Consider the following 13,616-nt stretch of genomic DNA (forward strand, 5'->3'; position numbering starts at 1 on the left):
GGAGCGCAACCAATCGGGCGGATTCGCCCGGACAAACCATGCTCACAGGGACGACGCTGACGGCGGCGGGGATCGACGCGGTCGCGCTGAAACCCAGCGAGGTCGACGTCTCGCGAGCGTCGGCGCTGGACGTCGACGTCGTGACGGTCGACTACGAGGGCGTCGAGCACCTGCCGGACCCGGACGTTCTCGATGCGCTCGCCGGCGACCGCGAGGTTCGGCTCACGACGCCGGTGCGGGCCGACGGGTTCGACCCGCTGGGCGACGACTCGCGGCTGGCGGCGCTTCCCGAATCCGTCGGCTCGGTCCTCGTCGCAGGCCACCCCGCGTACCTCTCCGAGGCCGAGGCGTCGCGACCCGTTGCGCCGCGACTCCGTGAGGCAGCGGCGCGGACGGCCGACCCCTGGGTCGGCACCGAGGGCGTCGAGCGCATCGCGATGGCCGTCGGGGGCACGCAGTTCGAACTGCTCGGGCCGTCGGCCGAGCGCGACATCGAGGCCGTCCGGAGCGCCGGCTTCGAGGACCAGATCGCGGTCTACGCGCCCACGGTGCTCACCGACGACGAGGACGCCATCCTCGACGCCGTCGGGGAGTACGCCGCTCGCCGGAAGCCCGTTCGCGACGCGCTGCCGAACGACGCGGCGACTGGCGCGAACGCCAGCGGACGGGCGCGCGAGGTGCTGAGCCAGGCCGTCCGCGACTACGCGCTGGTCGGCGACGTGGAGACGGTCGCAGCGCGCGTCTCCCGGCTCGAAGCGGCGGGCGCCGACACCGTGGTCGCGTACCCCGCTCGCGGGCTCGACCCGGTGCTCTCCTGATGGGGGTGATCGAGTGACCCGCGTCGCCGTCGTCGGCGGGGGCGCAGTCGGACTCGCCGCCGCACGTCACCTCGCAGATGCGGGCGCCGACGTCGTCCTCTACGAGCGCGGGGGCATCGCCAGCGGGAGCACCGGCCGCGCGGCGGGCATCTGCTACGACGCCTTCGCCGAGGACCTGGATGCGGCAATCGGCGCCGAGTCCCTCCGTCGCTTCCGCGAACTCGGCGTGCTCACGGAGTGTCCGTACGTCTGGCTCGCGCGCGAGGGCGACGACGCGAACGCCGACGCCATCCGCGAGCAGGTGCCACGGATGCAGGCCCACGGACGGAACGTCGAACTGGTTGACCCGGAGGCGCTGGCCGACCGCTATCCGCAACTGCGGACCGACGACGTGGCCGTCGCCGCCATCGCCCACGAGGCGGGCCACGTCGACCCCGGAGCGTACGCCGCGCTCGTCGCCGACGAACTCGATTCTGCTGCCGCCGTCGACGTCCGAACGGACGCACCCGTCGCTCTCGACGACCCGACGACCGTCGACTCGCCCACCGGAGCCGAGTCGTTCGACGCCGTCCTCGTCGCGGCCGGACCGGAGACGAAGCCGATCGTCGCCGACGTCGGCGTCTCGCTGGCGCTGAAGGCCTACCGGGCGCAGGCACTCGTCACCGAGTCGCTCCACGCGACGCTCCCGATGACCTACGACGCGACCCAGCACGTCTACTGGCGACCGCGGGACGGCGGGCTGTTCGTCGGCGACGGCGCCCACCCGGTGGACCCGGGCGACTGGGACCGCCAGGCCGACGACTCGTTCCTGGAGAGCGCGCTGGAGCGCCTTCGCGCGGCGACGACGCTCGCCCCCCGGGTCGACCGGTCGTGGGCCGGGCTCTGTACCGCGACGCCGGACCGAGACCCGCTGCTGGGCGAAGTCGCCGACGGCCTCTTCGTCGCCTCGGGATGGCACGGCCACGGGTTCATGCGGTCGCCAGCGATGGGCGAGCGCGTCGCCGCGCAGATGCTCGGCGACGGCGACGGTTCGGTGGCCCACTACGATCCGGACCGGTTCGACGGCGACGAGGAGTTCGCCGTGGTAGAAGGGATGACGCTCGACGAAGACTGAGCGGACTCTGCTCCCGGAGACTTACTCTTCCAGGTCGGTCTCTTCCTGCCGCGGGTCGTCGCGGGCCTCGGACTGTTCGGTCACGTCGTCGTCCGCGTCCTCGCCCCGGTCGTCGGCTTCCGCGTCTGTCTCGTCCTGGCGGCCGCCGTCCGCGGCGGCGTCTTCGTCGGAGTCCCCGTCTTCGTGCTCGTCGTCGCCGACGTCGGTACCGGCGTCCTCTCGTTCGTCGGCCTCCTCGACCGTGTCGTCTATCTCGTCGTCCAGGTCATCGTCGGCGCTGCCGGGTTCGCTCTTGCCTTTGGGGATGCGAACCTGGAGCGTCCCGTCGTCGCGGAGCGTCGCGGTCGCCGAGTCAGTGTCCACCGTCGCGCCCTCGGGGAGCGTGGCGCTGCCGGCGAGCGAGAGGCCGCGGCCGGGATACACCATCTCGAAGCCGTCGTGGAACTCCCGGAAGCGGTCGATGCGGACCTCGACGCGGTCCTCGACGTAGCGGACCTGGACGTCCGTCGCAGTGACGCCGGGGGCGTCGAAGACGACGAGGTAAGCGGCCTCGCTCTCCAGCACGTCGGCGGGGAGCGGGCGGTTCTCCTGGAAGCGGCCCGCCGCCCGGCCGAGGTTCTCGAAGATGGTGTCGCCGATGGATCGGGTGAGCTGTCGCATCACAGCTCGACCTCCCGGAGTTCCTCGGTCGTGTCGCAGTAGGGACACTCGAAGTCGGACACGCCGACGTCGTCGGGCATGTCGTAGGTGTAGTGGAGTTCGAACATGTCGAGCGTACAGTCCTCGTTCTCGCAGACGACCTCGAGCGTGGCTGGCATACCGACACGTAGGCCCGGCCGAGACAAACAGCTTTCGGGAGCGGGGGTCGCGAGGACGGACCAGACACGGTTTTACGCCTCCGGCGACTACCCGCGTCCATGACTGTCGACCCCGCCGACCTCTCGGTCACCGTCGTCGACGGCTACGTCGACGAGCCGGCCCACTTCGGGGTCCCGCCGTACGTCTCGACGTACCCGCGCTACACCGCCGGCGCCCTCGTCGACGCCGGCGTGCCCGAATCCCAGATCACCTACCACACTATCGACGGCCTGCGCGACGACGGCTCCCGCTGGCAGGACGTCGAAGAGGCCGACCTGCTGATCTACGTCGGGGGGATGACCGTCCCCGGCAAGTACGTCGGCGGGACGCCCGCCGAACCCGACGAGGTGCGCCGGATGGCCTGGACCGCCGACGGCGTCTCGATGATGGGCGGCCCGGTCCGCTTCGGCGTGGGCGAGGCCAACGAGGGGGCGAGCGAGACCGCCCGCGACGACCTCGACTTCGACTTCCTGGCGATGGCCGACGTCGAGGCGGCGGCCTACGACCTCGTTGCCAACGGACTGGAAGGGTTCGAGGACCGCTACCGCGGCGTCCCCGAGGAGACCCGCTGGGCGCGGAAGGGCGCCTTCGTCGTGGAGCAGCACCCCAACCACCCCGACTACCTCATCGCGGAACTGGAGACGTCCCGGGGCTGTGCCTACCGCTGCTCGTTCTGCACCGAACCGATGTACGGCGACCCGGACTTCCGCCCGCCCGAGAGCGTCGTCGACGAGGTGGACGCGCTGTCGGACCGCGGCGTGAAGCACTTCCGCATCGGCCGCCAGGCGGACATCCTCGCCTACGGCGGCGACGGCGAGGCGCCGAACCCCGAGGCCCTGCGGGAGCTGTACGGCGGCATCCGCGAGGTGGCCCCCGACCTCGAGACGCTGCACCTCGACAACATGAACCCCATCACGGTCGTGAAGTGGCCCGAGAAAGCGCGGGAGGGGATTCGGATCATCGCCGAGCACAACACGCCCGGCGACACCGCGGCGTTCGGGCTCGAATCGGCCGACCCGCTCGTCCAGGAGGAGAACAACCTCAACGTCACGGCCGAGCAGTGTTTCGAAGCGGTCAGGATCGTCAACGAAGAGGCCGGCTGGCGGCCCGGAGAAGAGCCCGGAAGCGGTCCGAGCTTCGGCGACGACGCTCCACGCCGCCTCCCCAAACTCCTCCCCGGCATCAACCTGCTCCACGGGCTCAAGGGCGAGCGCCGGGAGACCTTCGAGCACAACAGGGAGTTCCTCCAGCGCGTGCTCGACGAGGGGTACATGCTCCGGCGGATCAACATCCGGCAGGTGATGGCCTTCGAGGGCACCGACATGGCCGAGACGGGCGCGGACATCGCCAACGACCACAAGCAGCTGTTCAAGCAGTACAAGAAGGAGGTCCGCGAGACCATCGACAACCCGATGCTCAAGCGCGTCGCGCCGCCCGGGACTATCCTCCCCGACGTCCACCTGGAGTACCACCAGGACGGGAAGACCTTCGGCCGACAGCTCGGGACCTACCCCCTGCTCGTCGCGATTCCGGGCGAGCGCGAACTCGGTCAGGTGCTCGACGTCGCCATCACGGACCACGGCTACCGCTCCGTGGGCGGCGTCCCCCACCCGCTGGACCTCAACTCGGCGTCGATGGACGAACTGACGGCGATTCCGGGCATCGGCAAGAGCACGGCCGGCGACGTCGTGGTGAACCGGCCCTACGACTCCGTCAGCGAGTTCGACGCGACCGTCGAACAGTTCGTGACGGTGGGGTCACCGGAAGGCGCCGACTAGTACCCGTAGCGTTTGTGGGCCTCGTCTATCGGGAGAATTTCGACCACGCGGACCTCGTTCGCCCCTTCCGCCACGAGATAGAACGCGGTGTGTGTCCGACCGACGTGGAGGCGAAACAGTTTCTCTCCATCGACGACGAGTTTCTCCTTGTCACCTTTCCCCTCGCCAGGGTACGGGCTCTCTGCTAGTTTCCGGAGGTTCTCCTCGCAGATACGCTCGCTCTTCTCGTCAAGTGACGAGAGGTACGACACCGCGTCGTCGGAGAGGAGGACCTCATAACTCATCGAGCGACGTCAACTCCTCGGCGTCCGTTTCGCGCACGTCCTCCGCGCGCCGGGCGAGATCACGGCGCGCGTACGTCTGGATCAGCTCTTCGAGCAGTTCGTCGTACGTCTGTCCGGCGTCTTTGAGGTCGTGTAGCTCTCGCCACCGTTCCTCCGTGACCGGAATTCGCTTATCGGCACTCATTGTCGTCACCTCCTCGGGAGTGGTCTGTCATCGGGTTTGAATGTCCGGGCTCCATGGTTAATCCTTACAACGCGTGCAGTATTAACATTCCGTCGCACCGAACCGCTGTCCGCGAGAACGCGACGCGTCAGCGAACAGAAGGTACTTTTCGACCCCGCTCCACGTACGGGTATGAGCAACGTCGAGGTGAGCGTCGTCCTCCCCGCGTACAACGAGGAGGCCACCATCGAGGAGACCGTCGAGGTCACCCTCTCGACGCTCGCCTCGTTCCTGCCGGCGGGCACGTTCGAGGTCATCGTGGCCGAGGACGGCTGCGACGACCGGACGCCGGAGATCGCGACGCGGCTGGCGGGTGAGGACGACCGGGTTCGCCACATCCACTCCGACGAGCGGCTCGGGCGCGGCGGCGCGCTGGAGTACGCCTTCCACCGCGCCGAGGGCGAGACGCTGGCGTACTTCGACACCGACCTGGCGACGGACATGCGCCACCTGGAAGAGCTGATCGAGGCGGTTCGGTCGGGCGAGTACGACCTCGCGACCGGGTCGCGCTGGATGCCCCAGAAGAAGGCCGATCGGCCGGCCAAGCGCGGCGTTCCGAGCCTCGGCTTCAACACGCTCGTCCGCTTCTTCCTCCGGTCTGACTTGCGGGACCACCAGTGCGGGTTCAAGGCCTTCTCCCGCGAGGCCTTCGAGGTCCTCGACGACGACGTGCAGGACGAACACTGGTTCTGGGACACCGAGATGCTCGTCCGCGCCCAGCGGACGGGCTTCCGCGTCAAAGAGTTCCCCGTCGACTGGGAGCCCAAGGGCGACACCAAGGTCGACCTCGTCCGGGACGTGTTCGGGATGGGCAGCCAGATTCTCCGGACCTGGTGGCAACTCTCCGTGAGTCCGCGCATCAGCCGAAAAGTGAGCATGACGGCGGGGTCGCTGCTCGTGATAGCGGCGCTGGTGCTGGCGGTCACCGTCGTCTTCGACCCCTCGGCCGTCCTCGATGCTATCGGCGGTGCAGACGTCGGCATCGTCGCAGCATCCGGCGTGGTCTACCTCCTCTCGTGGCCGCTACGCGGACTCCGGTATCGCGACATCCTCGACCGTCTCGGCCACGACGGCGACACCTGGTTCCTCACCGGCGCTATCTTCATCAGCCAGACGGGGAACCTCGTGTTCCCGGCCCGCCTCGGCGACGGCGTGCGGGCCTACGTCGTCAAGGCCCGCCGCGGGATTCCCTATCCGACCGGCTTCGCGTCGCTGGCCGTCGAGCGCGTCTTCGACCTGCTCGCCATCACGGTGCTCGCGGGGAGCGTCCTGGTCGGCCTCGTCCTGACCGGCGGGACCGAACAGATCGCCGAGGCCATCGCCGCGGACGTCCCGCCAGTCCAGGTCGGTGACGACACGCTCGACCCGGCTGCGGCCGCGCGGACCGCGCTCCAGGTCGCCGCTGCCGTCGGTGTCGCGGCCATCGCCGGCGTCGCCGTCATCGTCGTCAACGCCCGCCGCGAGACCAACCTCGTCCACCGGGCCGTCACCGCGATCAGCAACGACTCCTACGCGGCCTACGTCTCGGGCGTCATCGAGCAGTTCGTCGGGGACATCGAGACTGTGGTCGGTGACCGCGGGGCTTTTCTCAGGGTGGGCCTGGGCAGTCTCGTCATCTGGGTCGTCGACGTGTTGACGGCGCTGGCCATCTTCGCGGCGTTTCACGGCCCCGACTCCGGGTGGGAGATCACCGCGTCGCTGGTCGCGGCCGCCTTCTTCGCGGTCAGCGTCGGCAACCTCGCGAAGATCCTCCCGCTGTCGCCCGGCGGCATCGGGCTCTACGAGGGCGCGTTCACGCTCATCGTCGTCGGCCTGACCGGGGTCTCGGCCCCGGTCGCGCTCGCCATCTCCATCGTCGACCACGCCGTCAAGAACGCCGTCACCATCGTCGGTGGCCTGGCGTCGATGACCTGGCTCAACGTCTCGCTGACGACGGCCGTCGAGGAGAGTCGGAGCGCCGGCGAGGTCGAGGCAGAACCCACGGCACAGGACTGACCGGACGGTTCGGCCCCGATCGGAGGCCCGGAGCCTCACGATCGGTGACGTCAGATTTTCCGTCGCGAATCGGGAGTTACCACGAGTCCAGCCGAACCGCGGGCCGGCGTCACGACCGGGAACGTACCAGATGCTACTTGAATGGGTACGGTAACGAGTCACAAACCCGGTCGTCGGCCCGTGTGCGTGGCCTTCGCACTACCGTACCAAAATCTTTAAATGCTTTTCGAACTCATTGTATTGGTACCAACCGGGCGCCCGGGTATATCGGCCGTCGTACGTCGGTATATTTTCAGGAACCTTCCTGCCCGGAGCGTCTGCCCCGTACAATGAGCGACGAGAACACCAGAACGCGAACGAGAGAACGCACGGACGAGACGGAGGAACAGCACACGTCGGCGGCCTGCCCGGAGTGTTCGGGCCACCTGATCGCCGACGAGGAACACGGCGAGACGGTGTGTGACGACTGCGGCCTGGTCGTCGACGAGGGCGAGATCGACCGCGGCCCCGAGTGGCGCGCCTTCGACTCCAGCGAGAAGGACAGCAAGTCGCGCGTCGGCGCGCCGACGACGAACATGATGCACGACAAGGGCCTGTCGACCAACATCGACTGGCGCGACAAGGACGCCTACGGCAACTCCCTGGGCGCCAAGCAGCGCCAGAAGATGCAGCGCCTGCGCAAGTGGAACGAGCGGTTCCGGACCCGCGACTCCAAGGAGCGCAACCTCAAGCAGGCGCTGGGCGAGATCGACCGGATGGCCAGCGCACTCGGCCTGCCCGAGAACGTTCGCGAGACCGCGTCGGTCATCTATCGCCGTGCGCTCGACGAGAACCTCCTTCCCGGCCGGTCGATCGAGGGCGTCTCGACGGCCTCCGTCTACGCCGCCGCGCGCCAGGCCGGCGTCCCGCGCTCGCTCGACGAGATAACCGATGTCTCCCGCGTCGAGAAATCGGAGATCGCACGGACCTACCGCTACGTCGTCCGCGAACTCGGCCTGGAGGTCGCCCCGGCCGACCCCGAGAGCTACGTCCCGCGCTTCGCCTCTTCGCTCGACATGTCCGACGAGGCCGAACACCGCGCCCGCCAGCTGCTCCAGAACGCCAAGGAACAGGGCGTCCACTCCGGCAAGTCGCCCGTCGGTCTCGCCGCAGCGGCCGTCTACGCCGCCGCCTTGCTCACCAACGAGAAGACGACGCAGGCGGCCGTCAGCGAAGTCGCCGACATCTCGGAAGTGACCATCCGCAACCGGTACCACGAGCTCCTCGAGGCCGAACAGGGGCTCCCTGCGGCCTGATCCGAGTTTCGACCATACCCGATTCCTCGCCGGTTTCTCACCGAAAGAATCACACCTGATAACTGCGTAGTCACGCTTAATCCGGTCCGCATCGCTTTCTGTAGCATGGATCCAGACCCCAGCCCCGATGGGGGTGTCGAGATGACGTCGCCGTCGATGGACACGCTCGACGACGACGAACTCGGCGCCGCTATCGACGAGCTGCTGGCAGCGTCCGAGAACGTCTCCCAGAGCTCCCAGTCTATCAGTGACCTGGCCAACGACCAGTCGGAGAACATGCGCGAGGTCGCCGGTGAGGTGTCGAACCTCTCGGCGACGGTCGAGGAAGTCGCCTCCAGTGCGAACCAAGTGAAAGCCGTCAGCGACCAGGCACGACACCTCGCCGACGACGGGCGTGAGGCCGCCGACGACGCCATCGACGCGATGGAGTCGGTCGACGACGCCAACACCGACGTCTCCCAGGACGTCCGCCAACTGCGCGACCGCATCGACGAGATCGACGAGATCGTCGAGGTTATCAACGACATCGCGGACCAGACGAACATGCTGGCGCTCAACGCCTCGATCGAGGCGGCCCGCGCCGGCGAGGCCGGCCAGGGGTTCGCCGTCGTCGCCGACGAGGTGAAGTCACTCGCCGAGGAGTCCCAGCAGAACGCCGCCGAGATCGAACAGCTGGTCTCGAACATCAAGTCCGACACCGACGACACCGTCGACAGCATCGAGCACGCCAACGACCAGGTCGAGGAAGGCATCGACCAGGTCGAGGACGCGGTCGGCATCCTCAAGGAGATCGACGAGGCGGTCCGCGAGGCCGCCCAGGGTGCCGAAGAGGTCGCCTCCGCGACCGACGAGCAGGCGGCCTCCACCGAGGAGGTCGCGAGCATGATCGACATGACGGCCGAAAGCGCGGAGGAAGTGGCCGAAGAGATCGAACAGATCGCCGCCGCCAACGAGCAACAGGCGGCCAAGGTCAACGAGCTACAGAGCCTTATTCGGAGCCGGTAACACCGGCTCTCGCCGGGCCGTCGTTACTCGATCTCGCCGTCCATCAGTCGACCATCGACGAGACGAACAGCCGAAGGTTCGTCCCGAAGTTCGCGACGAGTGCCCGCGGGAGCCGACGTCGCGCGCCGTCCAGTGCGTCGTCCAGCGCTTCGTCGGCCGCCTCGAACACGCCTCGTCCGTGGCCGAAGAGGATGCGCTCCGGCTCGATCTCCGCGAACACCTCCCGCGGCGGGAAGAGCCGGCTCCCGAGCATCACGCCCACGCGCTCGTCACCGACCGGGTAGCCCGAGCCAGACGAGAGCAGGTCCGGGACGATCAGCGTCCCGTCGGCCGGCCGGTACGCGACGACCGCCTTGTACAGCGAGAGCGGCTCGACGGCGGTCGTCTCGAACCCCGCCGACCCCAGTACTTCGTCGGTCCGCTCGACCGGCACGTCGATCCGTTCTTCGACCCGGTCCATCCAACGCGGGACGTGGACGGCGACGTCGTGACGGTTCGCGAACGCGTCGGCGTCCCTCGCGTGGTAGTTCGAGAGGACCGCCACGCCAGTGACGTCGCCGTACTCGGCGAGCAGGTCGTCGATCCCCTCAGCGTCGACCGGGTCGACGAGCCAGAGCCCGTCGTCCGCAGCGATGGCGTGACTCACGCGTTCCCCGGTCTCGTCGGGATGGGCGAGCCAGCCGACGCCGCCCGACCAGCGGTCGACGACCTCGAACCCCGTCGAGAGCGAGTGGTCGTACGCAGGCATCGGTCGGTGGACTCGAACGCCGACGAGTAAACCCCGTCGATGGGGGCAACCGGAGCACGGTGGCCGGGCCGACGCCGATGGGCCTCACGGATACCCCGTTCCCAGCCGGGGGAGAGCGGCGCTCGCTGAAAGCAAATTGATAAATCCCGGACGGGTGAAACCGTCGGCATGGACTTCGACTCGTTCGTTCTCTCGGCGGCGACGGGCGACATCTACGACGAGCCGGCCGCTCGCGCCCACGCCGACGTCCTGGAGTACAGAATGGATCTGGCGACGGATCCGATCGACAGACTCGCCGAGTACGACGGCGAGCTTCCGTTACTGGTGACCAACCGCGTGGAGTGGGAGGGCGGCGACGCCCCCGACACCGAGGCCCGGCTGGACGCCCTGGAGACCGCCACCGAACTCGACGCCGTCGAGGCTGTCGACGTCGAACTCGGGGCGCTCGTGGGCGAAGGAAAGTACAACGCCGACCGCGTCGTCGAGGCAGCCAGGGGACGCGACACCACCGTCATCGTCTCGGCCCACGACTTCGAACGGACACCAGACCGCGAGAAGATCGAGGAGTGGCTCACCCGGGCCTGCAAACACGGCGACGTCGGGAAGGTGGCCACCACGGCGAACGAACCCGCCGACGTCCTGGCCTTGCTCTCCGCCACTGAGGCCAAGACCAGCCGCGGCCACGCCGTCGCGACGATGGCGATGGGCGAGGCCGGCCGCCACTCCCGCGCCGTCGCGCCGCTGTACGGCTCCAAGATCGGCTACGCGCCCGTCCGCCCCGAGAACGCCACGGCGCCCGGCCAGTACGACCTGGAGACGCTCCGAGAACTGATCGACCAGCTCAAGAGCAGGGAATAATACGAGGTCGAGCGGTTGCTGGGCCGTTGCGGCGTTGGTTGGAACAGCATCCGGCGGCGAAGCCGCCGGTTCACCGAACTCGCCGGAGGCGAGTTCGGCCTTTTTCATCGACGTTTTTGCGCAAGCGGTGCGCGGAGCGCACCCGCAGCGGAAAAAGGTCGGTGCGGAAGATTAACGTACGTCGGAACGCGATTGAGCCACTACGGTGGCTGAAACCAAGCGAAGGCGGCCCTGGCTGGCCGCTGCACTGGCGTTACTCTCTCCCGGTCTCGGACACGTCTATCTCCGCGAGTGGCTTCGGGCCGTCGTCTGGTTTGGACTGATGTTCGCGGCGACGGAACTTCTGGTACCCGTCCCCCCCATGCCGGCAGAGGTGACGGTGACGTCTGTCCTCGAAGCCTCGCAGATGGCGGCCGAACAGGTCGACGCTCCCAGCCGGCTCGCGCTCTTTGCGATAACCGCGCTCTCGATGGCCGACGCCTACTGGATCGCGACCCGGGGGAACCGGCAGGCGGCGACCGACGAGGGCGTCTCCTGTCCCCACTGCGGCCGCGAGGTCGACGAGGACCTGGAGTTCTGTCACTGGTGTACGACGCGCCTCGAACCCCTTGAGTGACCGACAGAGCGACGTCCCGACCGACGGCCTTCGACTGACTGTTCGCCTGTAGTCGACTGCTGACCTCTAATTATCGTTCAGGATATCACGCGACGGTGATCGTTCCCACTGTTCTCCACGGAAAATTCGCTCGCCGTCCGACGATCCAGCATCGACCCACGACAGCCCGGTGCGGTCCGAGTATCGATCCTGAGTATGGGGCACAACGGCTATTTCGGTTCTCGGCAAAGAGCCAGGCGTGCTCCAGTTCCCAGTCGACGCTCCGGGATATCTTCTCCACCTCATCGGGCTGGTGGTGGCCGCCGGTGTCTCGATTGCGGTGGCACGCTGGGTCTCCAGACAGTCCGACGAGGGCGCCGCGCGGACGATGGTCCTGCTGCTCTGGATCCACGCGACGATGGCTGCGCTCGTCGCCGTCCAGCTGCTCGTCTCGTCGGCGGCCGTCGAGGAACTGCTCGTGGGGACCTGGCACGGGCTGTTTCCCGCGAGTGCGCCCGTCTGGCTCGCCTTCGCGATATACTACACCGGTCGAGACCACTGGATGACGGCGCGGGTCCGGCTCGTTCTCTGGCTGGGCGGCGTCGTCCCGTTCGTCCTCTCGGTGACCGACCCGGCCCACGGACTGATGTTCACCGACTGGACGGTGCAGACCGAACCGTTCACGTTCCGCTACGCGGCAGTCACGCCGCTCAACGAATCCTTCCTGGTGCTGGCCACGCTGGGCATACTCACCGGATTCGCACTCCTCATCCGGTTGTCAGTGTTCTCTCGCCGGTCGTCGCGCTGGCAGTCGGCGGCCCTGCTGGCGGGCTTACCCGTCATCCTCCTGCTCGCCATGCTCGCGTACACGCCGCTCGCTCCGGTCCGGCACTTTCCGTACGGCATCTTCGGCTCGGGCATCTTCGGCGTCCTCGTCGCGGGATCACTCTACCGGACCCGTCTGTTCGCGGTCGCGCCGCTTGCCAGGGATTCCCTCTTCGACTCCGTCGACGACGCGGTGATCGTCGTGAACACGGACAGGCGCCTCGTCGACTACAACGTTCGCGCACTCGCCCTCTTTCCCTCGCTCGACGGCGCGATCGGGCGCCAGCTCGACGACGTCTGTCCGGTCCTGGTCGGGTCCACCGACTGGACGCCGGACGTCGGTGACCGGGGCGACACCGAAGACGCTTCGCCGTTCGTCGGTACCGTCCGTCGATCCGTCGACGGCGAGGCGCGCAGTTTCAACGTCACGACCTCCGAGATCTCCAGAGGCGGACGTCGGTACGGATACGGTCTCATCGTCAGCGACGTCACGACCCTGGTCGAGTACTCCACGGAACTCGAACGGAAGACCGAACGGCTCGAACAGTTCGCGTCCGTGCTCTCCCACGACCTCCGGAATCCGCTTTCCGTCGCGATGGGCCGGCTCGAACTCGAACGGGAGGACGGCGACAGCGAACACCTCCGAAAATCGCGGGAGGCGCTGGACCGCATCGATACGACCATCGACGACCTGCTGAGGCTCGCCCGGAACGGCGACGCAGTGTCGGACCCGGCTCCCGTCTCGCTCCGGGGCGTCGCCGCCGACGCCTGGGAGACCTCGGACACCGGCGACGCGACCCTGTCGATCGAGGTCGGCGACCAGTATCGAGTGCTCGCCGACCGTTCTCGACTCAGAACCCTGCTGGAGAACCTCTTTCGCAACGCAGCCGACCACGGCGGCGACCACGTTACCGTCGGTCGCCTCAGTGCGGGGGCGGACGCCGACCCGCGATCGGGCTTCTTCGTCGCGGACGACGGCCCCGGCATCCCGGAAGACGATCGCGATGCCGTCTTCGAGTACGGGTACTCCACGGTCGACGAGGGCACCGGATTCGGGCTCGCCATCGTCCAGTCCATCGCCGACGCCCACGACTGGTCGCTCGCTATCACCGAGAGCAGTGAGAGCGGCGCCAGGTTCGAGGTGACCGGCGTCACGACGTCAGAAGCTGTCGCCGGTTCGTCGACCGAACCCACCGTCTGAGCCAGTAGGAACACCGACT

At 68.0% G+C, this 13,616-nt stretch carries 14 protein-coding genes; 9 read left to right on the forward strand and 5 right to left on the reverse strand.

All coding sequences use genetic code 11. The features are described from left to right. Positions 1-38: 38 nt before the first annotated feature. Positions 39-818, forward strand: coding sequence for a DUF7388 family protein (locus BM337_RS12385; protein WP_089816904.1), 780 nt, complete (start codon positions 39-41; stop codon positions 816-818). A gap of 13 nt (positions 819-831) precedes the next feature. Next, complete coding sequence (locus BM337_RS12390) at positions 832-1,932, forward strand: NAD(P)/FAD-dependent oxidoreductase (RefSeq protein ID WP_089816905.1); 1,101 nt, start codon at positions 832-834, stop codon at positions 1,930-1,932. Positions 1,933-1,953: 21 nt separating this feature from the next. Here the strand turns inward: BM337_RS12390 and BM337_RS12395 are convergent, their stop codons facing one another. Together BM337_RS12395 and BM337_RS21190 are read right to left on the reverse strand one after the other, a co-directional pair. Further along, positions 1,954-2,592, reverse strand: coding sequence for an Hsp20/alpha crystallin family protein (locus BM337_RS12395; protein ID WP_089816906.1), 639 nt, complete (start codon positions 2,590-2,592; stop codon positions 1,954-1,956). Then, the gene (locus tag BM337_RS21190) at positions 2,592-2,750 is read right to left on the reverse strand and encodes a DUF7559 family protein (protein ID WP_177227466.1); all 159 of its coding nucleotides are present in this window, start codon (positions 2,748-2,750) and stop codon (positions 2,592-2,594) included. Before BM337_RS21190 ends, BM337_RS12395 begins: the two co-directional genes overlap by 1 nt. A gap of 99 nt (positions 2,751-2,849) precedes the next feature. Here BM337_RS21190 and BM337_RS12400 point away from each other — a divergent pair, with 99 nt between their 5' ends. After that, positions 2,850-4,568 (forward strand): radical SAM protein, encoded by a 1,719-nt coding sequence (locus BM337_RS12400; protein ID WP_089816907.1) that lies wholly within the window; start codon positions 2,850-2,852, stop codon positions 4,566-4,568. Here BM337_RS12400 and BM337_RS12405 read toward each other — a convergent pair. Continuing rightward, a complete protein-coding gene (locus tag BM337_RS12405) occupies positions 4,565-4,852 on the reverse strand; it encodes a type II toxin-antitoxin system RelE family toxin (protein WP_089816908.1) in 288 nt (95 codons plus the stop codon). The two genes, BM337_RS12400 and BM337_RS12405, sit on opposite strands and share 4 nt — an antisense overlap. Then, positions 4,842-5,036 carry a hypothetical protein gene (locus BM337_RS12410; protein ID WP_089816909.1) on the reverse strand — a complete coding sequence of 65 codons (195 nt, stop codon included), beginning with the start codon at positions 5,034-5,036 and terminating at the stop codon, positions 4,842-4,844. Before BM337_RS12410 ends, BM337_RS12405 begins: the two co-directional genes overlap by 11 nt. A gap of 171 nt (positions 5,037-5,207) precedes the next feature. On the opposite strand from BM337_RS12410, the gene BM337_RS12415 reads away from it, so the two are divergent. The 3 genes from BM337_RS12415 to BM337_RS12425 all read left to right on the forward strand — a co-directional run bounded on the left by BM337_RS12415 (position 5,208) and on the right by BM337_RS12425 (position 9,370). Beyond that, positions 5,208-7,070 carry a flippase-like domain-containing protein gene (locus BM337_RS12415; RefSeq protein ID WP_089816910.1) on the forward strand — a complete coding sequence of 621 codons (1,863 nt, stop codon included), beginning with the start codon at positions 5,208-5,210 and terminating at the stop codon, positions 7,068-7,070. A 329-nt stretch (positions 7,071-7,399) separates the two neighbouring features. Continuing rightward, positions 7,400-8,365 (forward strand): transcription initiation factor IIB, encoded by a 966-nt coding sequence (locus BM337_RS12420; protein ID WP_089816911.1) that lies wholly within the window; start codon positions 7,400-7,402, stop codon positions 8,363-8,365. Positions 8,366-8,470: 105 nt separating this feature from the next. Beyond that, the gene (locus BM337_RS12425; RefSeq protein ID WP_089816912.1) at positions 8,471-9,370 is read left to right on the forward strand and encodes a methyl-accepting chemotaxis protein; all 900 of its coding nucleotides are present in this window, start codon (positions 8,471-8,473) and stop codon (positions 9,368-9,370) included. A gap of 43 nt (positions 9,371-9,413) precedes the next feature. On the opposite strand, the gene BM337_RS12430 is transcribed toward BM337_RS12425, so the two are convergent. Continuing rightward, on the reverse strand, positions 9,414-10,118 hold the full coding sequence (locus BM337_RS12430) for a hypothetical protein (protein ID WP_089816913.1): 705 nt from the start codon (positions 10,116-10,118) through the stop codon (positions 9,414-9,416). Positions 10,119-10,286: 168 nt separating this feature from the next. Between BM337_RS12430 and BM337_RS12435 the strand changes: the two genes are divergently transcribed. From BM337_RS12435 to BM337_RS12445, 3 genes are all read left to right on the forward strand, one after another. Next, the gene (locus BM337_RS12435; protein WP_089816914.1) at positions 10,287-10,976 is read left to right on the forward strand and encodes a type I 3-dehydroquinate dehydratase; all 690 of its coding nucleotides are present in this window, start codon (positions 10,287-10,289) and stop codon (positions 10,974-10,976) included. Positions 10,977-11,181: 205 nt separating this feature from the next. Then, a complete protein-coding gene (locus tag BM337_RS12440; protein WP_089816915.1) occupies positions 11,182-11,592 on the forward strand; it encodes a zinc ribbon domain-containing protein in 411 nt (136 codons plus the stop codon). A gap of 238 nt (positions 11,593-11,830) precedes the next feature. Continuing rightward, positions 11,831-13,597 carry a histidine kinase N-terminal 7TM domain-containing protein gene (locus tag BM337_RS12445; protein ID WP_089816916.1) on the forward strand — a complete coding sequence of 589 codons (1,767 nt, stop codon included), beginning with the start codon at positions 11,831-11,833 and terminating at the stop codon, positions 13,595-13,597. Positions 13,598-13,616 lie beyond the last annotated feature (19 nt).

This window comes from Halomicrobium zhouii, from assembly GCF_900114435.1.
Classification (GTDB): domain Archaea; phylum Halobacteriota; class Halobacteria; order Halobacteriales; family Haloarculaceae; genus Halomicrobium; species Halomicrobium zhouii.